General features: G+C 59.0%; 30 protein-coding genes and 2 pseudogenes. 20 read left to right on the top strand and 12 right to left on the bottom strand.

Annotated elements, in window-relative coordinates; genetic code table 11:
- Nucleotides 1-34: 34 nt before the first annotated feature.
- Complete coding sequence (locus CT676_RS33910) at nucleotides 35-271, bottom strand: hypothetical protein (RefSeq protein ID WP_135216260.1); 237 nt, start codon at nucleotides 269-271, stop codon at nucleotides 35-37.
- Nucleotides 272-537: 266 nt separating this feature from the next.
- Between CT676_RS33910 and CT676_RS33905 the strand changes: the two genes are divergently transcribed.
- The 5 genes and pseudogenes from CT676_RS33905 to CT676_RS44465 all read left to right on the top strand — a co-directional run bounded on the left by CT676_RS33905 (nucleotide 538) and on the right by CT676_RS44465 (nucleotide 4,402).
- On the top strand, nucleotides 538-849 hold the full coding sequence (locus tag CT676_RS33905; protein WP_135216259.1) for a DUF736 domain-containing protein: 312 nt from the start codon (nucleotides 538-540) through the stop codon (nucleotides 847-849).
- Nucleotides 850-1,510: 661 nt separating this feature from the next.
- Nucleotides 1,511-1,963: a DUF736 family protein gene (locus CT676_RS33900; RefSeq protein WP_135216258.1), complete on the top strand. Its 453-nt coding sequence runs from the start codon at nucleotides 1,511-1,513 to the stop codon at nucleotides 1,961-1,963.
- Between the two features lie 1,124 nt (nucleotides 1,964-3,087).
- Entirely contained in the window at nucleotides 3,088-3,267 is a 180-nt protein-coding gene (locus CT676_RS33895) for a helix-turn-helix transcriptional regulator (protein ID WP_199877133.1), read from the top strand.
- A gap of 671 nt (nucleotides 3,268-3,938) precedes the next feature.
- Nucleotides 3,939-4,154 (top strand): annotated as a pseudogene (locus CT676_RS46315) (Ku protein); the annotation flags it as partial.
- Nucleotides 4,155-4,255: 101 nt separating this feature from the next.
- A complete protein-coding gene (locus tag CT676_RS44465) occupies nucleotides 4,256-4,402 on the top strand; it encodes a hypothetical protein (protein ID WP_167768243.1) in 147 nt (48 codons plus the stop codon).
- 55 nt (nucleotides 4,403-4,457) lie between these two features.
- On the opposite strand, the pseudogene CT676_RS33885 reads toward CT676_RS44465, so the two are convergent.
- Nucleotides 4,458-4,983 (bottom strand): annotated as a pseudogene (locus CT676_RS33885) (DUF4142 domain-containing protein).
- Nucleotides 4,984-5,149: 166 nt separating this feature from the next.
- Here CT676_RS33885 and CT676_RS45510 point away from each other — a divergent pair.
- A complete protein-coding gene (locus CT676_RS45510) occupies nucleotides 5,150-5,569 on the top strand; it encodes a helix-turn-helix domain-containing protein (protein WP_343287558.1) in 420 nt (139 codons plus the stop codon).
- A gap of 76 nt (nucleotides 5,570-5,645) precedes the next feature.
- Nucleotides 5,646-5,873 (top strand): hypothetical protein, encoded by a 228-nt coding sequence (locus CT676_RS33875; RefSeq protein WP_028154544.1) that lies wholly within the window; start codon nucleotides 5,646-5,648, stop codon nucleotides 5,871-5,873.
- A gap of 293 nt (nucleotides 5,874-6,166) precedes the next feature.
- Here CT676_RS33875 and CT676_RS33870 read toward each other — a convergent pair whose 3' ends face one another.
- On the bottom strand, nucleotides 6,167-6,379 hold the full coding sequence (locus CT676_RS33870) for a hypothetical protein (protein WP_135216257.1): 213 nt from the start codon (nucleotides 6,377-6,379) through the stop codon (nucleotides 6,167-6,169).
- Between the two features lie 420 nt (nucleotides 6,380-6,799).
- On the opposite strand from CT676_RS33870, the gene CT676_RS33865 reads away from it, so the two are divergent.
- Complete coding sequence (locus tag CT676_RS33865; protein ID WP_135216256.1) at nucleotides 6,800-7,300, top strand: DUF892 family protein; 501 nt, start codon at nucleotides 6,800-6,802, stop codon at nucleotides 7,298-7,300.
- A 183-nt stretch (nucleotides 7,301-7,483) separates the two neighbouring features.
- On the opposite strand, the gene CT676_RS46310 is transcribed toward CT676_RS33865, so the two are convergent.
- Nucleotides 7,484-7,819, bottom strand: a complete 336-nt coding sequence (locus CT676_RS46310) for a hypothetical protein (RefSeq protein WP_167768242.1) — start codon at nucleotides 7,817-7,819, stop codon at nucleotides 7,484-7,486.
- A 76-nt stretch (nucleotides 7,820-7,895) separates the two neighbouring features.
- Between CT676_RS46310 and CT676_RS33855 the strand changes: the two genes are divergently transcribed.
- Nucleotides 7,896-8,111, top strand: a complete 216-nt coding sequence (locus tag CT676_RS33855; RefSeq protein ID WP_135216255.1) for a hypothetical protein — start codon at nucleotides 7,896-7,898, stop codon at nucleotides 8,109-8,111.
- Between the two features lie 64 nt (nucleotides 8,112-8,175).
- On the opposite strand, the gene CT676_RS33850 is transcribed toward CT676_RS33855, so the two are convergent.
- Nucleotides 8,176-8,376 carry a hypothetical protein gene (locus CT676_RS33850; RefSeq protein WP_135216254.1) on the bottom strand — a complete coding sequence of 67 codons (201 nt, stop codon included), beginning with the start codon at nucleotides 8,374-8,376 and terminating at the stop codon, nucleotides 8,176-8,178.
- 310 nt (nucleotides 8,377-8,686) lie between these two features.
- On the opposite strand from CT676_RS33850, the gene CT676_RS33845 reads away from it, so the two are divergent.
- The 4 genes from CT676_RS33845 to CT676_RS33830 all read left to right on the top strand — a co-directional run bounded on the left by CT676_RS33845 (nucleotide 8,687) and on the right by CT676_RS33830 (nucleotide 10,610).
- Nucleotides 8,687-9,058, top strand: coding sequence for a hypothetical protein (locus tag CT676_RS33845; protein ID WP_135216253.1), 372 nt, complete (start codon nucleotides 8,687-8,689; stop codon nucleotides 9,056-9,058).
- Nucleotides 9,045-9,317 carry a hypothetical protein gene (locus CT676_RS33840; RefSeq protein ID WP_135216252.1) on the top strand — a complete coding sequence of 91 codons (273 nt, stop codon included), beginning with the start codon at nucleotides 9,045-9,047 and terminating at the stop codon, nucleotides 9,315-9,317. The genes CT676_RS33845 and CT676_RS33840 overlap by 14 nt, the downstream gene beginning before the upstream one ends.
- Before the next feature lie 312 nt (nucleotides 9,318-9,629).
- Nucleotides 9,630-10,193 (top strand): hemerythrin domain-containing protein, encoded by a 564-nt coding sequence (locus tag CT676_RS33835; protein ID WP_135216251.1) that lies wholly within the window; start codon nucleotides 9,630-9,632, stop codon nucleotides 10,191-10,193.
- A 141-nt stretch (nucleotides 10,194-10,334) separates the two neighbouring features.
- A complete protein-coding gene (locus CT676_RS33830; RefSeq protein WP_135216250.1) occupies nucleotides 10,335-10,610 on the top strand; it encodes a hypothetical protein in 276 nt (91 codons plus the stop codon).
- Between the two features lie 676 nt (nucleotides 10,611-11,286).
- Here CT676_RS33830 and CT676_RS33825 read toward each other — a convergent pair.
- Nucleotides 11,287-11,580: a hypothetical protein gene (locus CT676_RS33825; protein WP_135216249.1), complete on the bottom strand. Its 294-nt coding sequence runs from the start codon at nucleotides 11,578-11,580 to the stop codon at nucleotides 11,287-11,289.
- A gap of 319 nt (nucleotides 11,581-11,899) precedes the next feature.
- On the bottom strand, nucleotides 11,900-12,103 hold the full coding sequence (locus CT676_RS33815) for a hypothetical protein (protein ID WP_135216247.1): 204 nt from the start codon (nucleotides 12,101-12,103) through the stop codon (nucleotides 11,900-11,902).
- 259 nt (nucleotides 12,104-12,362) lie between these two features.
- On the opposite strand from CT676_RS33815, the gene CT676_RS33810 reads away from it, so the two are divergent.
- The gene (locus tag CT676_RS33810; RefSeq protein WP_244623350.1) at nucleotides 12,363-12,536 is read left to right on the top strand and encodes a hypothetical protein; all 174 of its coding nucleotides are present in this window, start codon (nucleotides 12,363-12,365) and stop codon (nucleotides 12,534-12,536) included.
- A 1,012-nt stretch (nucleotides 12,537-13,548) separates the two neighbouring features.
- Here CT676_RS33810 and CT676_RS33805 read toward each other — a convergent pair.
- Nucleotides 13,549-13,836, bottom strand: a complete 288-nt coding sequence (locus CT676_RS33805) for a transporter (RefSeq protein WP_205124619.1) — start codon at nucleotides 13,834-13,836, stop codon at nucleotides 13,549-13,551.
- Nucleotides 13,837-13,931: 95 nt separating this feature from the next.
- Between CT676_RS33805 and CT676_RS33800 the strand changes: the two genes are divergently transcribed.
- From CT676_RS33800 to CT676_RS33790, 3 genes are all read left to right on the top strand, one after another.
- Nucleotides 13,932-14,183, top strand: coding sequence for a hypothetical protein (locus CT676_RS33800; protein ID WP_085398337.1), 252 nt, complete (start codon nucleotides 13,932-13,934; stop codon nucleotides 14,181-14,183).
- Nucleotides 14,184-14,413: 230 nt separating this feature from the next.
- Nucleotides 14,414-14,632, top strand: a complete 219-nt coding sequence (locus CT676_RS33795) for a hypothetical protein (protein ID WP_085398330.1) — start codon at nucleotides 14,414-14,416, stop codon at nucleotides 14,630-14,632.
- A gap of 139 nt (nucleotides 14,633-14,771) precedes the next feature.
- Nucleotides 14,772-15,941: an HWE histidine kinase domain-containing protein gene (locus CT676_RS33790; protein WP_244623349.1), complete on the top strand. Its 1,170-nt coding sequence runs from the start codon at nucleotides 14,772-14,774 to the stop codon at nucleotides 15,939-15,941.
- Between the two features lie 974 nt (nucleotides 15,942-16,915).
- On the opposite strand, the gene CT676_RS45495 is transcribed toward CT676_RS33790, so the two are convergent.
- Together CT676_RS45495 and CT676_RS33775 are read right to left on the bottom strand one after the other, a co-directional pair.
- On the bottom strand, nucleotides 16,916-17,179 hold the full coding sequence (locus CT676_RS45495; protein ID WP_085398333.1) for a hypothetical protein: 264 nt from the start codon (nucleotides 17,177-17,179) through the stop codon (nucleotides 16,916-16,918).
- Between the two features lie 253 nt (nucleotides 17,180-17,432).
- Entirely contained in the window at nucleotides 17,433-17,642 is a 210-nt protein-coding gene (locus CT676_RS33775; RefSeq protein ID WP_135216245.1) for a hypothetical protein, read from the bottom strand.
- Between the two features lie 475 nt (nucleotides 17,643-18,117).
- On the opposite strand from CT676_RS33775, the gene CT676_RS33770 reads away from it, so the two are divergent.
- Complete coding sequence (locus tag CT676_RS33770) at nucleotides 18,118-18,309, top strand: hypothetical protein (RefSeq protein WP_028150075.1); 192 nt, start codon at nucleotides 18,118-18,120, stop codon at nucleotides 18,307-18,309.
- A gap of 1,371 nt (nucleotides 18,310-19,680) precedes the next feature.
- Here CT676_RS33770 and CT676_RS33760 read toward each other — a convergent pair.
- Both CT676_RS33760 and CT676_RS33750 read right to left on the bottom strand, forming a co-directional pair.
- Nucleotides 19,681-19,938, bottom strand: a complete 258-nt coding sequence (locus CT676_RS33760; protein ID WP_085398334.1) for a hypothetical protein — start codon at nucleotides 19,936-19,938, stop codon at nucleotides 19,681-19,683.
- 753 nt (nucleotides 19,939-20,691) lie between these two features.
- Nucleotides 20,692-20,880 (bottom strand): hypothetical protein, encoded by a 189-nt coding sequence (locus CT676_RS33750; RefSeq protein WP_244464034.1) that lies wholly within the window; start codon nucleotides 20,878-20,880, stop codon nucleotides 20,692-20,694.
- A gap of 496 nt (nucleotides 20,881-21,376) precedes the next feature.
- Here CT676_RS33750 and CT676_RS33745 point away from each other — a divergent pair, with 496 nt between their 5' ends.
- Together CT676_RS33745 and CT676_RS33740 are read left to right on the top strand one after the other, a co-directional pair.
- Nucleotides 21,377-21,640 carry a hypothetical protein gene (locus CT676_RS33745; protein WP_014497287.1) on the top strand — a complete coding sequence of 88 codons (264 nt, stop codon included), beginning with the start codon at nucleotides 21,377-21,379 and terminating at the stop codon, nucleotides 21,638-21,640.
- Between the two features lie 110 nt (nucleotides 21,641-21,750).
- Nucleotides 21,751-21,942, top strand: coding sequence for a hypothetical protein (locus CT676_RS33740; protein ID WP_041955355.1), 192 nt, complete (start codon nucleotides 21,751-21,753; stop codon nucleotides 21,940-21,942).
- Nucleotides 21,943-22,062: the final 120 nt, after the last annotated feature.

Genomic DNA, 22,062 nt, shown 5'->3' with positions numbered 1-22,062 from the left:
TGTGCCGCACCTTCCCTTTGATAGCGGCGAGCAATCAGGTTTGGCTACTGATTATGTCCAGATCTCGCGTGTTCAAAGCGCAGTCGCGCGAACAATTCTGGCCGGCGCCGTCGTTTCCCGATGCGAAAATGCGGTCGGGTTCGCTTGGTTTGTCCGGTCCATAGTTCTTGCGTTTGATGCGCAGACGCCGGCTCTTTTCTGATCGATACCGCCGTTTTCCAATGCTGTGGTGGGCGGTGGCTGCCATGGTCATCGCCGTCAGTCCGGTCATGGGCTCGCGTCCAACGCACCTTCGAATGGCTGATCAGGCCCGAGGGACGGCAAGAGCCTCGATCGCCTTCCCGCAACAGCTCACGCCTGCTTTTTTCCCCTGCCGCCAAGCGGCGGCATTCCTCGCGCAAGACAAAAAAGCAGGCTTTCGCCGTCCTCCGCTGGCGCTGCGGGCCTGGTGGCTGCGGGCCGATCGCTCCCCGGGCCAAGGATCGCCATCGAGGCTGCGATGGGCGCGGCCCGAGCAACAGACAGACGGAGATGACCATGGCGACCATCGGCACTTTCACCGCTTCGGACAACGGCTACACCGGCTCGATCAAGACGCTGACGCTGAACATCAAGGCCAAGTTCGCGGCCTCCGAGAAGGACAACGACAAGGCTCCCGACTACCGCATCTTCGCAGGAGCGACCGAATTCGGCGCCGCCTGGAAGAAGACGGTTCGCGACAGCGATCGCGAATATCTCTCGGTCAAACTCGACGATCCGAGCTTCCCCGCTCCGATCTACGCCTCGCTGGTCAAGGTCGAAGGCGAGGAGGGTTTCACCCTGATCTGGTCACGCCGCAACGGCGACTGACGCCGGGGATCATCGGCCCCGCCTCCTCGGAGGCGGGGCTTTTTTGCGTTTCTTGCGCCGCGTTGAAGGAAGGCATAAGAGCATTTTCTCCCTCAAAAGGGAGGTGCGCAGCGACGAATTCTCGGCGCAACTTAAGGCCGGTTCGACGCGCCGAGTTGCGAACCAACCGAGCCTTTGAGAGCGTTTCCAGTGGGCGGCTTGCGCGCTGGCTCGCCGTTTGCGCGGTCGACCGACAGCGCCTTCTTCGACTTGAAACCAGCACCGGCACCGCGCTTCGGATACGAAACCGGCCGCTTGCTAAGCTAACTAATCTCGTTTGGATCGCGAGAAACTTGATGTGATGCATACCTCAAATCGTTGTCCCTGCGTCGCTCGTGCGGTGAATAACCGCTCTGCAGCAACGCCTGTCTTCTTCGTCGGAAGAGCACGATTGCCTCCTTATGGCGCTACGACCTATGGCAGCCGTCCCCCATCCGAAACCCTCGCACGCTTCCTTTTTTCCCCGCCGGCAAGCCGGCTCCTCGCGGCCGCTTCGCTGCAAAAAAGGAGCGGGCTCGGGTGCGCCGCTGCGCTTCGCCGCGAGGGTTCGGATGCGGTCCGGCCGCCATGACGGTCTCGCCATCGCAGGGCATCGGCCCCGCGGCAACGAAGGAGACAGACCATGACCGCGATCGGATTCGTCACCCGCACAATTTACGGCGGCTTCAGGGGCCAGCTCAAATTCCTGCCTATCTGCGCCGACATCGACATCGTGCCCAACCGCGATAAGTTCGGCGATAGCCCACCGGACTTTCGCATCTTCACCCAAGGCCTCGAGGTCGGGTCCGGTCGGATTCTGAGGGGCGAGAGCCGCGGAACGGACTACGTCAGCCTGTCACTCGCAGCACCCGGCCTCGGAGGCCGCGAGCTCTGCGCCAACCTTGGTCGAACGATTGGCCTTTACGGTGACGGCAGCTTTTTCCTGATCTGGAATCCTGTCGACTCGGTCAAAATGTTGGGCTCCCGCGCATCGCGCGGGAGCCCTTTCTTATGTCGCGGGCAAAAGATTTTGAATATCGCCGACGGGTCTAAGAGTGTCCCCAACTGCGCGTACGGGAAGAGCGAGCGCGGCTGAACAGCCTGCGAGACATCCCATTGCGATCGAAGAAATGCACTCGCACGCAGCGCAATTTTACCTGGAGCTGAAGGTCGGACGATGGCTTTTCTATTCGTTCCGATGCAGAAGATCGCTCCATCGCCATCGGAATTTACGCCAATCTATGGACAGCCGAGAGACTAGAATTGATGGCTTGGACGCGTGCCGAGCGGCAGATTTTTTGCGTGCCTCGTGGATCAGCAGATGCGGTTGCGGCAAGATGAGGAAGGGTTAGCGAGTAGCAACGAGCTGGGGGAGTGATGGCAAGATAAAAGCACTGTCGCCTAAGGGCGGCTAAGTGGTTGTCTGCACATCCAAGAGTTATCGCCATGGGTACAATGCTTGTCGCCAACGCGCACCTAGGCCACTCAATGTTCTGCGTAAACTCGTCCGCAGGTTCGTTCGGCATTATCGTGCTGCAAGTCTCCGAACCTTGCTGAGAAGGGGCGGATGGTCGATTTAGCCTCTCATCGGAAGAACAAGCACCTCGCATCAGCGGCCCGTCAGATATTCCTTCACGACTTATTTTCCGAGCCATCCGGGTTCGGAAGCCCTCAGAGCTGCGTCAACCGTGCAATAGCTCGCTTTACCAGGCCCACGGAACATTCTAGGCGATGAAGCAGAGCTTCCAATTCTGCGGAGGTAGCTTCTTCCATACGGAGGTTGTCGTCGGCGACAGTCCGAGCAACAAGACTGTCGACTTGTTCAGTCGCTGTACCCGCGCCCGACGATGCTTCGACTTGTCCCGCCGGTGTTAGGACAATCGAGGTCTTCGATCGCCTAAGAATTGCTGATTCAGCTAGTGCGGCGGGTAGCTTGACCGCGCAGACGACCTCGCCCGTTTCGATGAGCCGATAGCCAGCGCTATATGACCGGCGAGCGAGAACGTCGTCGCCGTCCTCCAAATCCAAGAACGCCTCTACTGATCCTGTCGAAAGGTTCACGTCGTCCGCCCGTTGAGCCCCATCCGCCTTTTGCGATGATAGCAATTTCCAATGTCGAATGTAACTTAAAAGCGGTCGCCTTAAAGGCGTCAATTTGGCCGATGTGTTCCTGTGAAACGGACACACAAAGGGCCCTTACGAGACATCCTTGCGAAGAACATGCGTCGCCTTCGGGCTGTGCGTGGTCTGAGTCAGGAGGCGCTTGCGCACGAGAGTGGGTTGAACAGGACCTATCTCAGCGGGGTTGAACGTTCCGAAAGAAATGTGTCGATCGACAACGTGGCGCGGATTGCAAATGGCCTCGGGGTCGAGCCTTGGAAGTTGCTCAAAGACGACTGACCCTAACTCATTCGTAAAAGCCAAAAATAATTCCTGCCGCGCCGATGTTGACGCTGAGATGAATGGCTGCACCTCCGAGCGTAGCGGGCGTATGCAAGGTTGGGCTAGCGGCCTGCCTGCAAAGCAGCGGTGTCGATCCACGTACCGATCCTATGCCTACCTCGGCGCCGTAATCGGAGATGGCGCGGGCGAGCTGTACTTACTGTACTTCTTCCAAGCCCGCTTCCAGATCGGCTGTCCGTTCCGCACCCCTCGTCGGAGAAAACGGGGATCTCAGCGGTGTTCGGGTGTCGCCTGCCGGTGGACGTGCTCCGCGCGGGCCTGCCATAACAGACCGCCTTGTTGGCGGGTTTGGCAGAATATCTCTCCAGAAGGGCTTTTTGCGAACGAGAACGGCGTTGTAGGCCAATGGGTCGCGGCATGACCACAGCCGGGTCGGGCCTGATCCGCCCGTCAACCCCTCGATAGGCGCTCCCGCAGCGCCGACAGCGAAAAAAGGCCGCGGCTCGATCGAGGTCGGGGCCCAAGTCCGGGAGGAAGGAGGTCGATTATTTGCCGAGCCAGACCTTGGGCGCCTTCTCGGCGACCATGGCTGCGCGGGCGTCGATCTCGGCCTGGGTGATCGACGAGACCGGGTGATCTATGACCACGGGGATCAAGCCTTCCATGCCGACCGCGAACACATCATCGCTCACGAACCGATGGACAAGGGGCTCGTCGGTATGTTTCTGGGCTACTACTACGAGGTCCGCTCCGAGCGGGAATACTTCGATGAGATCCAGGATGTGAAAGTCACGAAGGATATGCTCGACCTCGCAAGACACATCATCAATCAGAAGACGGGTACGTTCGATCCCGAGAAAATTGAGGATCATTACGAGACCGCTCGCTCGAGCAACGCGTGCGGCGGGACTGAAATATGGGGCGACATCGGCTAACTCCTTCGGAATCACGCCCAAGTAGCCATCTTCGCTCATTATCTATGGCCATGAAGCATCGCACTCGAATTCAAAAACATCTGATCATCGCCGAGAACCAGCAAGGTCGGAATCCGGACCAGAAGCCGAGCCAGCAGAACCAGGACCCCGGTCAGAACCAGCAGGGCGGCCAGCAACAGGGCGGCCAGAAGCGGTAAAGTAGAAGAAGAAAGCCCGGCCGAAGTCGGGCTTTCTTTGCGCGCGGGCGCTGGACTACTTACGATTCTTGTCGAGTGCCTGCGCCATTTCGAGATGGTGCTTGAGCGCCGGCAGGGTTTTACCCGCCCAGTCCTTCAGCTTGGCATCGTCCCCGCCATTCGCGTAACGCTCGAACAGCGACACCGCATCCTTATGAGCGCTTATCTGCATGGGGTCGTATTCCGACGCAAAATCTTCGGGCTTAGCGTCGCGCAGCTTTTTGATCTTGTTCTGCGATGCGTCATCGAGCGAAGCCGGGATCGCCGCTTTCAGATTGTCGGGGACCATCGATTTGAGTTCGCGGCTCGTCCTGGTATGGTCGGTCACCATCATTTCCGCAAACCGTTTCTCGTCGGCTGTGCGCGATCTTGGCCGCTTCGATCTCCGTCATGTCGCTCATGGCGGCTTCCTTGATGAAGTCTTCGGTCTTCGGCGCAATTCCAAGCGCGGAATTCACGCCGGTCTTCTCGCCGACAGATTGCGCGGAGGATGGTGAGGCAAAGACTGCAAGCAGGGCAAATGCAAGGGCTGCTTTTTTCAACGAAGGTTTCCTCTTGGAAGGTGAAATGTCGCGATCAACCTTCGCTCAGGATCAAAGTTCCTGAGCGTTGAGGTGCTCCGCGAGCACGACCCCGGTCCGAGAGGAGGGAGACCGTGGCCGCTTGCCCGGGCAATGAGCATACCGGACGCTCCGGCACACACGGGCAATGCGAAGGCAAACTGGGCCGTTCCTAAACTTGTCAGTTAAGCTCAAATCCGGGGCACGCGCTGTGTGCACTTTTGGACCGAGACGCGCGAGAATATCGATCATCATGAGGCCGCACACTTCCGAGCCACGCCGGCAATCTATCGGCTCGCCTTTTTGCGTTTTTAACTTGTGCCTGTCTGTTTCGCTCGGACAATCATTGGGAGTTAAAGGGATTCTTTATGTCAGCCGCGTCGCGCACCTGATTTTCGAACTTTATGCGGGACTCGCAACAATCGGGCGGGTCGAAGGCTCGTCGTTCCAATTCCCGGCGACCCGGGCGCTGTTCGCTGACGCGATAGGAACAAGCGCTGTCCATCTGAATAGGGTAGTTCAGGAGCTTCGCACGAGGGGCTGTTGGAGATGGAGCGTGGAAAGATAGAAAGTCTCGATCTCGACGAACTTCGCAAGCTTGCAGACTTCGATCCGCTTTATCTGCACCTGGACGCTGCTCTCTGATGCGCTACTTTTTCGACATTCGAGACGACTTCTATTCTGCGGAGGACACGGATGGCGAGGAGCTGTCCGGCATCGACGCTGCTCACAAAGAGGCGGTAAAGGTCGCGACCTCGATTGCGGGCGATCTTTTCGTTGCGAAGGGTTCTGAGATCACGGTAACTGTCAGGGATGAGCAAAGGCCGCTCTTCTCGGTGAGGGTCAATCTCAGCTGTAAGGATTTGAGCTAGTTCGAAGTGGGGTCGCACCAGATCGTTGCCCGTAGGTCAGGTTAGAGCGCCGATAGAGTTTCTTAAATAGGCGTGCGTAGACCTTGGTCGACGCTGCAGAAGCCGGCGACACCACCTGGCAGGTCGGAAGATGTGTGGCCAGACAAGCCGTCGCTGCCACGCCAGGAGTTCTTGGCATCGGCTGTCAGGTATCGCGACAAGTGACGAAGCGAGGCTCAAATGGAAACCGTAAAAAAGGCTCCTAAGCTGAAAGGCCCGCTGAATTAGGCGTCCGCCTAGGAAGTCTACCGCGCTCAAGGCGCGGTCTCCTGGGCCAGCTTCTCGCACGCGTACCAAACCATGAGGTTCTTGAAACAGTCAAAGTCGGCCAGCACGTCTGAGCGCTTGAAGCCCGCAATCAGTTCGAATTCCTCAGCGTCGCCGACGGCCATTGCCCAGATTTCGTCTGCAAAGCCATCGAAGATGCAGACCGTATCGCTGGTGTAGCTGATGGAGGAAAGCGGCAATCCGCTCCGTGCCGCGCGATGTCACGCGCATGTGCCTTCAGGCTGGCATTGAACCATGATCGGAAACTCGTTGCGCGGATGTGCAGGGTCTTACGTGGGCGGGACCGGTTTGACATCTGAAGCTCGTTCGCTTTCTGAGCCGCCCTGAGTGGCGGTCTCGATGCCCAGCGAAGGCGCTGGTTGAACAGGCGGATGCGGAACTTGACCGCAGGTGAAGCGGCCCGGCTTGCCGGAGCGAGGGGTTTAGCCCTTGAACTGTGCGCGCCCCGGCGCAGATTGGCATCCTGAAGGGGACCCCCCGGGGCTCAGGTATTGAGCGACGGAAGGCGACCGGAATTGGAACGACTCAAAGGCAGCCCCGTTAGCCGCCGAGCTTCACCAGCGGTGATGCGACGACCTCAAAACATTGGAGAAGCGCAAATGGCGAAAGAGCAGAAGACACTCGACGACCTGTTTCACGATACTCTCAAGGATATCTACTTCGCTGAGAAGAAAATCCTGGCCACGCTGCCGAAGATGGCAAAGGCTGCTCAGAATGAAGAACTGAAAGCAGCATTCGAAAAACACCGCACCGAGACGGAGGGCCAGATCGAGCGGCTAGAGAAGGTGTTCGCGGTGATCGAGAAGAAACCGCAGGGTAAAACCTGTGCCGCGATCGTCGGTATCACAGAAGAGGGCGCCGAGATCATGGAAGAATATAAGGGCTCGCCCGCTCTCGACGCCGGCCTCCTTGCCGCCGCCCAAGCCGTCGAGCACTATGAGATTTCTCGCTACGGCACGATGATTGCCTGGGCCGAAGAGCTTGGCCTCGACGATGCCGTCTCACTCCTTGAGGAGAACCTCGAAGAGGAAGAGGCGACAGACGAGGCTCTGACTGAAATCGCAAAGACAGCGATCAACCAGGAGGCTGAAGCAGCCTGACACTTACGATGAATTAGAAACTGCCCCGCAATACGGGGCGTTTCTTTATTCCGTCCACTCCAGGCCGCGGGCGCCTGGTTCCATTCCCTTGACAATGAATTTCAGACATTCGCTACAAAGCTTAGCGACACCTCCGCCAGTCCCCGCATCGAGGCTGCGGTGACCCGCTATTCACTCGAAGAACTACGTCAGCGCCATGTCATCGAGGGTAGGCCGCTTGAGGCGAGCCTCGAAGAAATCCTGCGCGCTGACGGCCGCGCGGGAGCGCGCGCTATCTTGGCCATGATTGAAAAGCGGCGTTTTGAAAACCGGTCCGAAGGACAACGGCTTTGCAAGATGCTCCGCTATGAAACGCTTCTCGGGGACCAGGGGCATAATGCGGTCGCGGGCGTCGATGAGGCCGGGATGAGCCCGCTCGCGGGGCCGCTCTCGGCTGCCGCAGTGATCTTGAAGCCCGGCACGCGCATATCGCTCCTTGGAGGAAACCTTCAGCGAACCGCGCGGACCCGGCGAGGACAAGGCCAAGATCAGCGTGAACGCGGGCTACAGCGCGCCGGACGAGTCGCCAGACGTCTAAGATAGTGCGGCTCGGCGCATGGACCATCTTGCCATGAAGCGCCGGCTTGGTCGTGATGTTTGCCGGGTGCTTGAGTTGGCCCTTGGCACGCTCGCCAGCGAGGAAATCGGCGAAGAAATCGGCCTGTCGGCTAAGAGCGGCGAGCGGATGGCCGTCAAGTTAGTCGATGGCGCGATCGTCAAGCTGATGGCCGAGTACGCCCGACGCGATGCTGCGGATCGGGAGGCTGCATAATTTATGTCGGGGCGCTAGGTTCACTGTTCAGTTTGGGAACAGTGAAATTGCGAGCGCCACCGTTTTATGTCGGGGCGCGCGATCCTGGCGAAGTCAGCCACGTATTGACATGGCCGGCAACGTCTATTTGGTCCGCCTTGCGCAGAAGCTCATCGCGGCGAATGCCATGGGGCATGCCTTCAGCTTGTTGGCGGAGGTTGGTCGCCTCTTGTGCTAAGCGATATTCGAATGTCGATGTTTGCTTGAAACGACGTCGCGTTTCCATGACGGTGCTCCTGTCCGGTTGGGCGGGAGCGCAATACTCTCAGTCACCGATGAACGCCGAGTGCCGCGCGGTGATCCTACTCATATGGGGCCCCGGGTGCAGCCAAACTAGACCCGCGTCCCTAATTCGTCACTGATTTCGCTTTATCCCCAGTGCGCTCGACGCAAAAGAGCGCCATATCGGCTTCCCGCGTTCGCGCAGTTCTGGCGTCGCGCGCCGTTTGCTGGAGGCCGGGCTACTGCCTTCCGGCGCGCCGGGTGTTGCGCCAGAATTGGAACAGCGCGACGTATGCCTTTTGCTCGCAACTCTGATGTCTGCGCCAAAGCTTCATGAAGCCGTGGACCACGCTCGGGCCTATAGCGCAATGGCTCCCGGCGGGGCGGTTCTGTCGCCTGATGCACCCGATAGCATCCCGCGATCAGCGCTGGACTATCTGGAAGTCTACTCCGAGGTCGTTATCGGCGGCCCGGCGGACGCCGTAGATGACATCCGCGGCCATCGCTTTGAGTTCGCCCATGGCTGGCGCGAGCTTTCCGCCCATACACCGAACGACACCGTAACCCGCTTCGTTTTGCCAAGCGCGCTGGCTTCCCATCAACAGGCAACACATCGCATTGCTGGCGTGGTAAAGGGCGAAGCATTTGTGAACCTAATGAAGGATCTATTTAATGGCATTGCTTAAGAAGAAGGAGGCGGCAGAGCCGTATCGCATTCCCTCACTCGCGGAGGCCGATCCGGCTTATGCAGCGCTGCTGCAAAAGCAATCAGACCTGTACGCGCCGCAATCGAAACTCACCAGTGAGCGCCGCGATTTGCAGAAGCGGATCGATGAGTCTGGGGCAACCGAGCCAATTGTCCCGGCGCGAGTAGTGGCGGAATTGCTTGGCGACGCGACGGATAGCACGCCGATGCTTCGAAAGCGGGCGACGGATAACCGCTAAAGCAGTAGCCCTGTTTCGGCGTGGCATCGAACTGCAGCGCGGCCCGCATGCCCCCGCCGAGTTGCGAGACCTAAAAATCGCACTCGCCGAAGCGCTCGGCCGGTCGAAATTCCGTGCCAGCCCATTGGATCGGGAGCCGCGGTCATTGATCGGTTGCGACAAGGAGCCGGTCGAGGTCGAGCTGGAGTTGAGGGCGCGGCTGAGACTGCTGTCGGGAAAGCCAACCGCCGATTAAGTTGTCTCGGATTGATCTGTCGCAAATGCTGACACCGGACCAAAGACTATATTGAGACCGGTTTATGGAGCTCTGCCATGATCATAGAGCGCTTATCCCAAGAGCATCGCAACATTGAGAAGTTGCTGGCGATCCTCGAGCGGGAACTCGAGGTATTCGACCGCGGCGACCGTGCTGACTACGAGGTCATTCACGCGGTTATCAGTTACTTCGAAGTCTACCCAGAAATTTATCATCATCCCCAGGAAGACTTAGTATTCGCCAGGCTGAGGGCACGAGATCCGGTTGCTGCTGCGAAGGTCGGCGATCTAGCTCGCGAACACCAGAAAGGGGCCCAACTTCTACGCCGCGTCGCTCAGGCGGTCGACAGCGTTCTCGCGGAACGTGAAATTCTGCGCGAAGACGTGGATCTTATCGTTCGGGATTTTATCGCGCACGAGCGCCGTCACATGAGGATGGAAGATCGCGATTTTTTTCCTGTGGCACTTAAGGTTCTCAAGCCTCAAGATTGGGCTGAGATCGCTTCAGCCGCAACGAGTCACAATGACCCGCTATTCAGCGACGTTGCCGAGGAGCGGTTTGACACGCTGCGCGCACATATTTTGCGGCTTGAGCAGGAGGCTGACGCGGAGCGTAAGTAATCGCTGGCATCGCGCAGTGCATCGTGCCGCGTGACGCTGAGGACGCTGAGGACGCTGAGGTCAAGCGCGCAAGGGAGAGAATTGGGCTGCGCCTTTGCTTCCGCGCTCACATACGCTTGTGGCCCGAAGCAGGAGGCTACGATGCCGCTCCACACCGACAATCTCGAATCGACCATGCGCTATGCATTGCTGACAACGCGTGCTATTGCCCTTTGTCCTTTCCATCCAGAGGTCATGATCCGCGTCGGAGACAGCGACGCCGAAACCCATGCTTATTACCGCGCCAGAAGCATCACCAAGAGTGATGGCACTTGCTGGCAGCGTGAAGATCTCGTGGAGGAGATTGTGCGCCAACTCACGGATGCGGCCGACGGCGTGTGTCCTCGGTGTGCGCAGCTGGTTGCTTCCCATAACTGACGGGCCGCGCCGTCAGGAACGACCGACACCCCAACGTCTAATGGACGGACCCTGCGTTTGGTCTTCTCGGGAGCTGTTTCTTTGGCCCGTAACTCTCTCAAGTAGCTTCTAGAATTTGGCAAAACAACCGAGGCGCCAATTGCCCGTGCGGCTCAGCTTTGCAGTTTAGTCTGCTTCTTTAAGTTGGAATAGCGAGCTTCGACTGACGCCTGGTTCCGGCCGAGCGCTGCTGCGACATCCTTAAATGACGCTCCGCTTTCTCTCATCTGTAAAAGCATTTCTTCGTCCTCTGCGGACCAAATGGTCGAAGTTTTAGGCGCACCGGTACGGACCATTTACACCCTGCTGCCGAGTTTTCTTGACCATCCTAGAGGTAGAACGCTTCAGAAAAATTGTGGCAACTGGCATCCCGCAACAACCTCTTACAGGTTGGGCAGTCGTACACGCGCACGCCGGATCGTAGAGAGATCAGCGATCCGCTGTTGGCCCTTAAGGCTGGCGGCAGATTGGCTAAAGCTGGCCGAAGGTGCCAGCGCGCAAGTTGAGCGTAAGAGGTGAGTATTTTGGTTGTTGCTGTTCGCCTGTTCGCCAAGCATCCGGTCTAGCGGGTTCGGCGCGTTTTCCACGTCTGGAAGGTCGGTAAAGCCGCTTCGTCGCGGCCCTAGATGGCTAACGATCAATCGTTGTCTACACGCGCGTCCCTAAACCCCACGGGGTGACTCTTGCGAGCCTTGGCGTCAGCGGCGCTAGCATCTTTATCGCCCAAGCCGTCGATCGCATCTCCGGCCAACTCGCTGGCCCAATCATTTTGTGTTGGATAGCCATCAAGCCAATCCTGTTCTGCGGCTAGGGCCGACCACGCCCGCGCCATCCGCTTGTAACGGCGCGTCGCCTGCGCATTGGTCGCGCCATCAGCGAGTTGCAGGCAATTATGTGCATTTTCACGAAATTTATTGGATGTTTTGGCCATCGGAGACAACGGGCCCCCGATGAGATTGTTCCGACTGCATGCAGCGGCCGTGGTGAGCGGCGGGCACGCGCGACCCATCAACTACCGCTGATGCCCGAGGCCGATTCCCAAGCCCAGGGCCTTCTGACGGAGCGCACTCTCTGTTCGCTTGGTCATCTTGGCTATTTTGACGACAGGCGTTCGTGCCTTGGAGTGCGCTTTAAGTTCCTTGATATCGGCAGCAGTCCACTCGCGACGGATTGCTCTTTTCTTCTTAGCCAAAACGGCGCTCCTTCGAGGTTGAAGGCGCGGTCTAACAACATGGCGCGTGGTGCGCAACCTACCGCGAATGGCCAAGCAGCCGCTTTAGCGAACTCAACAGCGACCTTGAAATATTCCACGCCCCCGTTAGCGCCACATGGCTCGATTGATAGATGTCGGTTTCAAGGCCGACCCGAGAGGCATGCGCGCCGAAGTCTTCAAGCACCAGATAGATGTCGCGGTCGAGGCGGTCGGCCGGCACGATCGATGGCGAGGAACGCATACACCACTCCGACAGGGCGAAGAGACGGCCTCGGCTGCAGGGGTCAAGGGGCGTAGGCCCGCTCCGCCGGCTCGGCTAGGCAAGCGAGCGACGACTCAAATATTCGCCCGCCGTTGTGGTTCCTTGTCCAACTCAAGCTGGCGCTGTCCGTATTTAACCCAGTGTCTGAAGCTGATTTAAGGGGCCTAACATGGTAGAAGGCAAGCCAGCGGGGAGAGGCGCTCCCACGTCCCGCGCGGGCAACAGGAAGGCTGGGCCGATGATCAACATTGCTGAGTGCCGAGAACAGGCTGAGCACTACAAGAGACTTTCTGGCGCGAGCGGCATTTCCAAGGATCGCGCCGACGTTCTGAAAAACATCGCCCGAACCTATGTCGGTTTGGCCGGCCAACTGGATCGACTAGCTTCCCTCGCGAGGAACGAGCAAAGGTAAGGCAGCTTCATCTGGCGGCCTTAGTTAAGCTGCGGCGCTTTCGGATGATTTCACGAAGCTTGACGTCGCCGCTTCGATAATCTGACGAGGCTCCTCTTCTATGCGGGGCGGCGGATCCTTAAGACGGCGTCTGCGGCTTCCAGTTCGGCACCTTCCGTTGGCCGCCGCATTGTACGCAGATGGGCGACACTGATTTTGTGAGATATCTGCGCCAAGCGCAGAATTGCCTGCATGAGGCTGAGAGGGCGACGCGAGAGGTCGACAAGGAGGCGTGGCTGAAGCTTGGGGAAGAATGGATGGAGATGGCGCGCAGGGCTCAAAGGCGGGCGCCGTACAAGCACTAGACCTCGCGGGCCGGTGGGAATCCGCCCTAGGCAGGGGAGATTTAGGACTTGGCTGGGAACGTCTATGTTGCGCCCGGCTTGTGTTCTGCGGTGACGGTCTCGGTCCCACGAGGCAGAAGCCTGTCCGGAGCCCCAGCATCATAACGCCCCCCGGCCCAATGCTGGGGCCTCCACGGGCAGCGTCTCCACCAGCGGAACTTTCATCCACCTCTTAATACTCGCTTTCCAACGTCGGGAAGCGCACACTGAGGCATCACCGCAGGGCCAGTGGCATACATCGGTGATGAGAACGCCAATTTGCGCTCCCGCCTTCTCAGGAATCGAGCAGCGCCATGCGGCAGCAATAACTCAAGCCACTGCGCAAGCAACGTCAGAGGTCTGGATCGCCTTCGCGCAAAGCCCGCCTCGCCGGCGGAAGTATCGTGCCGGGCGCGCCATTTGAGCCAGCGGCCTGATCTTCACCAACACCGGTGGCGCTGTAGCTTTCAACCTCTATACCGACCTCAAGGAAGACGTGACCGTTGGCATTCGTCACATCCCAACCGGTCTTTCTGAGTCCGCAACTGGCCCTTCGCGGACTTGAACCGCGGATCCGGTGATGTCCGCTCACAGTGGCAGAGCAGACCATCTATGGACCCGCCGACTTCCGAGCTTGACTCAAAGCGGGCTCACTTCGCCATCCACGACCACGTAATCCGCTTTCGGGCTACTTCAATTGCCTCGGCCCGCGCGGCGTCGTCGGCTTTTCCGGCGCGGACGGTGCAAGACTCAGCGTGACCATCACGGTCTGGGTGGTCGGCCGGTTCTCGGTTACGACGTAACGCGGGAAAGAAGACCCCGATCTGCGGACCGATGCCGACCGACTGGCCCTTGAAATCGCCGAGCTTCGCACCGGCTCCGCTGTCGCCGGTGACCTGCTGATAGACATAGCCGGCGAGCCCGACATCGGCTTCCATCGCCAACCCATACAAGCGCCTAAGGCGCATCGACGGAACTATCTCCTGCGGTGGCTGTTGGCGAAGAGAGCGACCAACCAGTCAGCAGCCCCCAAATGTTCAAATCCTTCCTCGTCCTCGCGGCCTTGGCGCTGCTCGGGGCCACCGTGGTCGCCTTACCCGCCTTCGCCCCCAAGGTGGAAGCTGCCGAAGCAGCGGTCCTCGCCAAGGGCGATCGCCTGCAAGTCCGGACGTCAGCCGTGAACTGCGGCAGTCAGGTCTGGCCAAACCTCGAAGCGGCGTGTTTGCGAACGACCGGGGACGGCGCCAAAATTCTGGAAGCCCGCCTTGTAACCGCCCGCCGCTAAAGAAATCGCCGGTTTGCCGGCTCTGACGCAAGTTGGATACTTCATGACTCATCCTTTGCACGAACGCAGCATTCAGATCAGCCGCGTCCACCTCTCGGCGATTGGCAAGGAAATTGGTGACCGGCTTCGGACTTTCTCAATCAGGGGTCCGTTCGACTGCCGCCCACGCTGGTAAAACTCGTGCAACGACTGCGCGAGGATCGTTCCCAGAGTTCAGCCAAGCCGGGCCCATGAAAGATTTTCCGCACGCGTCGTTCCCGCCTGATGTCATCAGCATCATGACGACGGCGTTGGACAGCGCCCTTTCCACGCTCCCTCACCCGGTCTCATCGGCTCAGGTCACATCGATAAGCGAAAGCATTCTTCGCTCCACCAAGGAAGGCGAACGAGATCCCAAGGTCCTCGCCAGGATGGCGATGCTGGAGCTTATGGTCTCACCGCGGGTTTGATCGAATCTATTGGCGATGCGGAGCCGGCTTTAGCTCGCTATTCGTCCACAATGAGCGCAGCAAGGAACTGCCAGACACTCGACTGCCTCGAGAAGGAGCCACGATGACAACGGCAACAGGATCAACCGAGCTACCCGAGGTGGCCAAGGTCCTCGTGGTTGAGGACGAAATGGTGTTGCGCATGCGCGCTGCCGATATCGTGGAAGATGCGGGATTTTGCGCGCTGGAAGCCGTCAACGCGGATGAGGCGATCGCCATTCTGGAATCGCGCTCGGACATCGCCCTGCTGTTCACGGATATTCAGATGCCAGGCAGCATGGACGGCCTGAAACTGGCCCATGCCGTGCACAGCCGTTGGCCCGACATCGGAATCATCTTGGTGTCCGGTCAGGTGAAGCCATCTGACGCCGAAAGGCCGACCGACAGCCGCTTCTTCAGCAAGCCGCTGGGGGTCGCGCAAATGACTGCGGAATTGCAGGCGATGGTCGGCGCCGGCGCATTGAAGATCGTTCAGGGCGCCACCATGGTGCAAGCCGACGGCAACGTACCGACGGGCGCGCCGATCGATCCACCGTCGCGGACCGCCCATGAAACGGCTTTGTCTGCGGAGAACGACAGTCTTCGTCTGTTGCTGGAGCAGGCCGGCATCGACGCCAAGGCGTTGCTCGCCCAAGCCGGAATCGATGCGAGGGAGCGCGAGGCTGCCGACAAACTGCAAAAGCTCATTCTTGGCGAGTTGCATCATCGCATCAAAAATACGCTCGCGACCGTCAGCGCCATCGCCTCGCAGAGCTTCCGGACCGCGACCAGCATCGAGCATGGACAGAAGGCCATGGAGGGTCGGCTGCTCGCGCTCGGGCGCGCCCACGATCTGCTGATGCAGATCAGCTGGTCCAACGCCAGTCTCACTCATACCTTCAGCGACGCCACCGAACCCTACGACAGCCAAGGGACCAGGCGATTCCATTTCAACGGACCGGATATCAGGATCACGTCAGGCGCCGTCATCGCGCTTGCGATGACTTTCAACGAGCTTTGCACCAACACCACCAAGTTCGGCGCCCTCTCCGACGTCAACGGCCGCGTCGAAATTGCCTGGACCATCGATGACGACAAGCAGCGGATGCGCCTGACGTGGACTGAAAAGGGCGGCCCTCCGGTTCAGCGGCCGACAAGGCGCAGTTTTGGCACCCGCATGATGGAATCGCTCGGCCAGCAATTGAACGGTCGTGTGCAACTCACTTACGATCCGTGCGGATTTGTTTATTTCCTAGACGTGCCGCTAGGTTCGATCATGGCGGCTGCGTAAAGGGGATGGCCCCTCGTTGCGATTGAAAGAGCGAAAACTAAACATCGGTTTCGCTCGATGGAGGCGTCAGAAGGTAGCATAAAGCGGACAGCACGTCTCAGATTGACCATGCCCGTTTTTCGGGGAGGCGTTGTTTTGCACGAGCAGCCGTTCCGCGCTGCTTTAACGGAGATGGCCGACATCATCGCCAAAGGCAGGGGCTGCTTCCGTCGGTCCCTCTCCGTCGGCCGGAAAGGCGAGGATAGTCCGATGCACTGTCGCATCCACTCATCAGCAGGAGATCTTGCCTGACACCCTCACGAACTCTGCACGAACGAAAAGTGCACGTATCTGGTGCCGTTTCTGGTGCGCTCATTGCGGTGGGGGCAACGGAGACCAAGTAAGATACTGATATTCTTGGTGGGCCCGGCAGAAGTCCCACCTTTCAACAAAATCAATCATTTAATTTTGTCTCGGCGCCACAACGGACCGCAGATCGACCAAAGGTTTTCAACGGAGTGTCTAGCCAATCTCGGCGATTTTTTATCGGCAACGGGCCGTCGCGCCCGTAGTTCAATGGATAGAGCAGCGGATTTCTAATCCGCAGAGCATGTCGCTAACGTCGAGAGCCTAGCTATTGATCTGGATCAACTTGGCCACGCAGTTCAAGCCAAGTTGGAATTTCCACCGACGGAATTGCCCTTCTCGGGAGGTGAGGGATGATGGTTCCGGCAGTGACGATCAATCCACTGGTGAATTTGGTTCGTGCAAATTCCTTAGCTTCTTCCTCTGTTGCGAACGTCTCGGTTAAACGCGGATGTCGCCGCCTTGACAGCGTGCCATCGGGTGGCACTTCGAAAGTGACATACCAAGTGTGCTTCATGCTGCGATGTCGCCGCTGTTGGTCCTCTGTACTACGCGCGGGAACGAAAAAAGCCGCCACCGGGACGAAGCGGGACGGCTTTTTTCTCGTTCGCGATCCGCCTAAAAATTCTTTACCGACGCGCCCCAACGCGGTTGACGCCTCCGTTCATGTTGCCGCCGGCGTTATGACGGACAGCCGCGCGCGCCACCGGACGAGGCCTCAGCACGACGCCGGCCCTCGCGACGCAACCTGCCGGATAGCCAACATACGTGCAGTAAATTACCGCCTCGGCGGGTGCCGGAGTGAGAGTGAGACCTGCAACCCCCAACAAGGCGCTGGCAGCAATCCCGGTAACAGTCGCTGACTTGATCGAAAGACGCTTCCTCGGATACATGGCGGACCTCGCTCTTCGTGCTGCGGAACTAAAAGATCGACGGGAGCCGCCTCAGGTGCGGCTGAACATAGCAGGAGCGCCGAAGGATCGCGGACGTTGACCTAGATCAACGGAGGTCCGCCTAGCGCCCAAGGCCATGCGACCGAGCGCCCGCTTCGGGTCTTGGCACTTGCCGGCGCACTTCCGGTCTACCCCGATAATCGGACGAACTCGGTGTCGGCAGCCACTTCGCACCCTTGCCTATCGCGCTCCGTTAATAAACACCACGCCGCACGGCGCGACGCGTATAGCGGTAATCGCGACGGTCGACACGACGCGCAGTCACGCGGGCGCGCCGGTACGTGACGGCCTGCGCTTGATCAACGCTTAATTCCACGCCGCGCGGCGTCACCTGCGGCGAGACCGGAATGATCGCCAACATCACTGCTGCAAACAGCAGTCCGACAATCGAGGAAACTCTCATTGCACCTACTCCCTATTGTCCAACGTGGCTGTGTCACCGGCAAAAACTGTCTGGTCTGTGTGCCTATTTGTGGGCCACTCTGAGATCGCCCTATCCGCTGGGGATAGACAGCGAGAGGCTCCAACTGAGGTCGCCTCAGGGCTTGTTCCGGCAGAGAGAACCAAGCCGCCTAGGAGTGCATCGTCTCTTTCTGCCGCTCCATATGCTCGCAGCATTAGGGCACGAAAACGTTGCGGGATGCTCCTTTTTATACACCCCGGATGATTTTCTTGCGGCCAGCCGTTGCTGCGCGGCGAAATAACAGCCATCACGAGTTGGCGCGCCAGTTGGTACACAAAGGGCGGTGCGCTATGTGGCGCATGTCGAATACGGAAGCCGTGATCTTCATGGATTGGAACGCCCAGAGCCCGCATGAGGTTAGATAGATTGCGCACCATCGCGGCGGCCTGACCGCGCGCTGGATTGGAGGCAGCCTATGAAAATCGTGGACGAAGACGGCGAGATCATCGCAACAGCATCCGATGACCATACTCTAATCGGCGGCCACCACCGCCTCGCAGTGGCGGCCAGCCTCGGTAAAAGACTGTTCTGGCGAGATACCGGCGAACCAGTGAAGCTTGATAACTTCTTCAAGCATTATGGAAGTTCTCTTCGACATACAGCCTAAGCCGCTCGCCGAGCGTATCGTTGTTTGGATCAGCAACAGACAAAGGCTGCCGAGCCTATGTTCGTTTGGTGCCATTACCGGAAGTGACCCGCTTCGGGTCATCAGTGCTGTCGTTAAAGGGGGCCTTGGCAGGACGACGGGCGATAATGTCTCGCTCACTTGCCCTGCTGCTTGACCGCCCACAACCGGTAGGCTTCGTCCGCTGGCGCGACCGTCGCAGGACGGCGGATCTGAGTGCAACAATGACATAGACCAAGACGGGGACGGGCAGAGCGAGTAAACTATTAAGTCTTGGGGCAGTCCAGCAAGCAAGGGAGGTAGTCATGATCTCTCGGCGGAAGCTTCTTTCTTCTTTGGGCTTGGCGACTGCAATAGCCGCGTTCCCGACCATGCTGATGGTCCCCGACGCGGAGGCGCAGACCGCTGGCATGGAAAGGCGTCAAGATCGACGTGAGGGGCGACGCGAGCGCCGCGAGGATCGCCGTGACGCGCGCCAAGTGCGCCGCGAGGGGCGCCGTGAAGCGCGCCAAGTGCGGCGCGGAGTTACGACAGAGCCAGGAGTTACGACGGGGACAGCTAAGTAGCTCGGCTGGAGCGTAGTGGGTCGATAGGTCCCCACCTCCGCTTATCGTCCCGGTGCAGCGCTTGCAGTAGCTCCAGCCTATGCGGCGCTGCCGCGAAACCGAATGTGAAGTCCGCTTTTCGGCAGGCGGAGCAGACGAATTGTGCTCCAAGCGAGTTCTTCGGATTTTGACCCGGAGCGGTCATCGCCGTGTCAGATTTCGCCGTATCGCACAATACCGATGCCGTCCCACGACGGTAAAGGCCTCGGTCCCATTCCGGGGGCGCATTTGAAGTGGGTGCCTATTGATCCAGATCAACGGCGAGACGCAAGGCGGCATGTCACGTTGTGTTTGATCATCGCCCGACAGGGAGAGAACAACATGACAAGAAATGCCAAGCTTCTTGGATTGATCGTGACTGCTGCGCTCTTCACGGCAGCTCCGTTGTCGCTCCAATACTCACCGGCGAAAGTGCTATCCGTATCCCTTGACGGTGCCGAAGCGCGAGTTGGGCGACCACTGACACCGATGAGCGTAGCAGGCGTTAATCGCAGGGTGCATCGGCGAGCTTACTATGGTGCAGCGGCGGGAGCTGCGGCGGCGGGAGCTGCGGCTTACGGAGCGTATGGCTACCGCAGGGCTTGTGGATACGCTCCCTATCCGCCCTGCTATTGAACCTCTCGGCATGTCCGCTTCTGCGCCGCTACCGGGGGACAAGCGGACATCAAGCACTGCGACCAACCAGATCAGCCCATTGCCGCGCTGCTTGATCGCCCATAGCCGGTAGGCTTCGTCCTTGTAGGGATCGTCAACGGTCGGCGGCGCGATCAGCCTCGCCCGTCGCCCTCAGGACGAGGGCAATGTCGGCATCCCCAAGCAAGCGAGCCGGATCGAACGGAGGGGCGAGCGGTGGATTTTTTAGCCGCCGCCGAAGCCAGGCTCGCAGCTCAAGCCTGTCGAGCCGCAGCGCCGCCGCAACGAACGCCTCGAAAAACCGCTGGCGCTGCGCTGCGTCGAGCCGCGCCCAGCCTTGCATCGTCGCTTCGGTAAGATCAGTGCGCCACATCTCGCGAGAACCTCTAAAGCGAATTCAGCATACGAAACCCGAAAAACGGAAATTGTAAATATCCAGACCTCCTGGGATCGCGCGGTCCCGGCACCGTTCGACGCCCTCAGAAGGACCCGGCGGCGCGACGTAGTTGGCGGACGATCATCTCCTGATCCGCGAAGGCCAAGGAGCAAGCTGGCTGGCCAGCGACACGAGGTTCTCTTGCGAGCAAATACCAAGCTTGTTGGTGAGCATCGCGCGCGCCGCTGCGACCTGCTTGGCCGTGCCGCCACCTCCTGCGCGATTGTCTTGTCTGTCTTGCCTTGGGCGAAACGTCGCAACAGCCGCTTCTCGCGCGGACTTAGGATCGGCGTCCGCAACGTCGATGGTTGTTGCTGCGTGTCGGTCACGGCACCAGGATTGCGGCGATAGCCATCGCAACCGGGAGCAACCCGAGCCCGATCATGCCTGCGGTATAGGCCTTTTCGCTTTGGAGTAGCTGTCTTGGGTGACGCATGATCAAGCCCTCCCTCGCAGAGATAACATGCGGGAGCATGCACCCGCGCGGCGACACGCGCCAGCCCCCTTTGCAACCCTGTGCGACGCACGCTCCGGTGAGGACCCGGACGACCGACGCCATCCTTCCATGGTGCCCGCCAGCCCGCGCGCATCACCTCGTTGCCAGTGTTGATCGGCACCCGATTTCAATTTTTGATGCGCGCTGGATTGGCACGTTGACTCGACCGATTGGCGCCGTGCGCCGTCCATCTGTCAGGTCTGCCTCTTCACGATTTCAAATCCCTTTGCCTGCAATTCCAGCAGTATGCCCTGTGCCAAGTGCGTGCACTCTTCGGGCTTGATCCAGTGCGGACTTCTCCAATCCGGGTCGTCTTCCTTTGGGTAACTGGTGAAGGCGGAGCGAATGGCGGCTTCGATCACGTCGATGGGATTGTCCGACATCTGCATCCCTCACGCATTTGGCGAAATAGATTAAAATCCTAGGAATTAAAGAACAAGCCCAACTGGACACTCACCCGGCGGCCCTCTCCGTTCAGAAGAACGTCACCGCCATTAATGGTTTGATCTAGGTCAACGTTTGTGCCCTCGGGCTCAGGCACGTGAACAGCTTTGTAGAAGAGAGTTAGAGATGAACTGGCTAAGCCCCTTGTTCGGCATTGCAATCGCGTTGTTTGGTCAAGATGCATTCGCCAAAAACCGGTTGACAGACCCCGTTAAGATTGCACGAGAATGCAAAAGCGATGTGGAGCGCTTTTGCAAAGGACTTCGGCCCGGTAGCCATCGCATCATACGCTGCCTCAAGGCGCGAGTGGCCGAATTGTCGCCCGCGTGCTCGGCCGCACTTAAGTCAACGGAATAACGGAGGCCAAGGCGATCCGCGTCTAAACGACGGAGGGAGGCCCCGTCACTGCCATCACGTCACAAGTGGAGCATGCCGATGTGGGTTCTGATGTACGTCTTCTCCTACTCAGTCAGCCCGGCCGCCACCAACGACAGGGCGGAATGGCGTCTCCTTCCGACTGTGGTGTTTCAAGAGTTCTCGAACGAAGAACGATGCAGGGCGGCTAAGTCGGCGCTTGAAAGAAGTTTAGGGGACGCCGGAGCTAAGCTGAGAAGTGGTCTAGAAGACTTGAAGACCATCGGCAAAGCTGACCCAGCACAGATTATCATTGCCTACAATGTGGAATGTCTTCCCAAATGAAGGCGGCAGCAGCGGCGTGCTGCCGGCGCCTGCCGCTTCCATATGGCCGGGCGGAGTAGTTGCCATTTTTGCCCGCCGCGATATTCTGACAATCGGCTAGGGGGCTTAGAATGTTCGATGTGTATCTGAACGACAGACGTGATCTGTTGGTTGTGAGCAATGGTTTGCCAATTCCTCTTCCGGGCGCGGCAGGCAGATGGCGCAAGAAGAAAAAAGTAGCGAGCGTCAGCGAGGACATTAAACTCGCCGTTCAGAGACAGGGCTACTACATGCGCAAGCTAACGGACTTTAGGAAGCGTTAGTCTGCGAACCGCATGTGCAACCTCTTGTCTGATTGCGGTTGCTGGCACAAGGGTTCAGCTCGTTACCGACAGCCTGCGAGGCTCGCTCTTGTCTACGAGGTCGACGTTCATAGCCGCCTC

The organism is Bradyrhizobium sp. MOS001, from assembly GCF_004634465.1.
Classification (GTDB): domain Bacteria; phylum Pseudomonadota; class Alphaproteobacteria; order Rhizobiales; family Xanthobacteraceae; genus Bradyrhizobium; species Bradyrhizobium barranii.
Note: the sequence above shows the minus strand (reverse complement) of the source record. Positions and strands in the feature narration are given on the sequence as shown.

Bases quoted from the DNA above. Each gene is read 5' to 3' on its own strand.
- CT676_RS33910 (WP_135216260.1), bottom strand. From the start codon at position 271: ATGACCGGACTGACGGCGATGACCATGGCAGCCACCGCCCACCACAGC.
- CT676_RS33905 (WP_135216259.1), top strand. From the start codon at position 538: ATGGCGACCATCGGCACTTTCACCGCTTCGGACAACGGCTACACCGGC.
- CT676_RS33900 (WP_135216258.1), top strand. From the start codon at position 1,511: ATGACCGCGATCGGATTCGTCACCCGCACAATTTACGGCGGCTTCAGG.
- CT676_RS33895 (WP_199877133.1), top strand. From the start codon at position 3,088: ATGCGTCGCCTTCGGGCTGTGCGTGGTCTGAGTCAGGAGGCGCTTGCG.
- CT676_RS44465 (WP_167768243.1), top strand. From the start codon at position 4,256: ATGAAGCATCGCACTCGAATTCAAAAACATCTGATCATCGCCGAGAAC.
- CT676_RS45510 (WP_343287558.1), top strand. From the start codon at position 5,150: ATGCGAAGGCAAACTGGGCCGTTCCTAAACTTGTCAGTTAAGCTCAAA.
- CT676_RS33875 (WP_028154544.1), top strand. From the start codon at position 5,646: ATGCGCTACTTTTTCGACATTCGAGACGACTTCTATTCTGCGGAGGAC.
- CT676_RS33865 (WP_135216256.1), top strand. From the start codon at position 6,800: ATGGCGAAAGAGCAGAAGACACTCGACGACCTGTTTCACGATACTCTC.
- CT676_RS33855 (WP_135216255.1), top strand. From the start codon at position 7,896: ATGGACCATCTTGCCATGAAGCGCCGGCTTGGTCGTGATGTTTGCCGG.
- CT676_RS33850 (WP_135216254.1), bottom strand. From the start codon at position 8,376: ATGGAAACGCGACGTCGTTTCAAGCAAACATCGACATTCGAATATCGC.
- CT676_RS33845 (WP_135216253.1), top strand. From the start codon at position 8,687: ATGTCTGCGCCAAAGCTTCATGAAGCCGTGGACCACGCTCGGGCCTAT.
- CT676_RS33840 (WP_135216252.1), top strand. From the start codon at position 9,045: ATGGCATTGCTTAAGAAGAAGGAGGCGGCAGAGCCGTATCGCATTCCC.
- CT676_RS33835 (WP_135216251.1), top strand. From the start codon at position 9,630: ATGATCATAGAGCGCTTATCCCAAGAGCATCGCAACATTGAGAAGTTG.
- CT676_RS33830 (WP_135216250.1), top strand. From the start codon at position 10,335: ATGCCGCTCCACACCGACAATCTCGAATCGACCATGCGCTATGCATTG.
- CT676_RS33825 (WP_135216249.1), bottom strand. From the start codon at position 11,580: ATGGCCAAAACATCCAATAAATTTCGTGAAAATGCACATAATTGCCTG.
- CT676_RS33815 (WP_135216247.1), bottom strand. From the start codon at position 12,103: ATGCGTTCCTCGCCATCGATCGTGCCGGCCGACCGCCTCGACCGCGAC.
- CT676_RS33810 (WP_244623350.1), top strand. From the start codon at position 12,363: ATGATCAACATTGCTGAGTGCCGAGAACAGGCTGAGCACTACAAGAGA.
- CT676_RS33805 (WP_205124619.1), bottom strand. From the start codon at position 13,836: ATGGAAGCCGATGTCGGGCTCGCCGGCTATGTCTATCAGCAGGTCACC.
- CT676_RS33800 (WP_085398337.1), top strand. From the start codon at position 13,932: ATGTTCAAATCCTTCCTCGTCCTCGCGGCCTTGGCGCTGCTCGGGGCC.
- CT676_RS33795 (WP_085398330.1), top strand. From the start codon at position 14,414: ATGAAAGATTTTCCGCACGCGTCGTTCCCGCCTGATGTCATCAGCATC.
- CT676_RS45495 (WP_085398333.1), bottom strand. From the start codon at position 17,179: ATGTATCCGAGGAAGCGTCTTTCGATCAAGTCAGCGACTGTTACCGGG.
- CT676_RS33775 (WP_135216245.1), bottom strand. From the start codon at position 17,642: ATGAGAGTTTCCTCGATTGTCGGACTGCTGTTTGCAGCAGTGATGTTG.
- CT676_RS33770 (WP_028150075.1), top strand. From the start codon at position 18,118: ATGAAAATCGTGGACGAAGACGGCGAGATCATCGCAACAGCATCCGAT.
- CT676_RS33760 (WP_085398334.1), bottom strand. From the start codon at position 19,938: ATGTGGCGCACTGATCTTACCGAAGCGACGATGCAAGGCTGGGCGCGG.
- CT676_RS33750 (WP_244464034.1), bottom strand. From the start codon at position 20,880: ATGTCGGACAATCCCATCGACGTGATCGAAGCCGCCATTCGCTCCGCC.
- CT676_RS33745 (WP_014497287.1), top strand. From the start codon at position 21,377: ATGTGGGTTCTGATGTACGTCTTCTCCTACTCAGTCAGCCCGGCCGCC.
- CT676_RS33740 (WP_041955355.1), top strand. From the start codon at position 21,751: ATGTTCGATGTGTATCTGAACGACAGACGTGATCTGTTGGTTGTGAGC.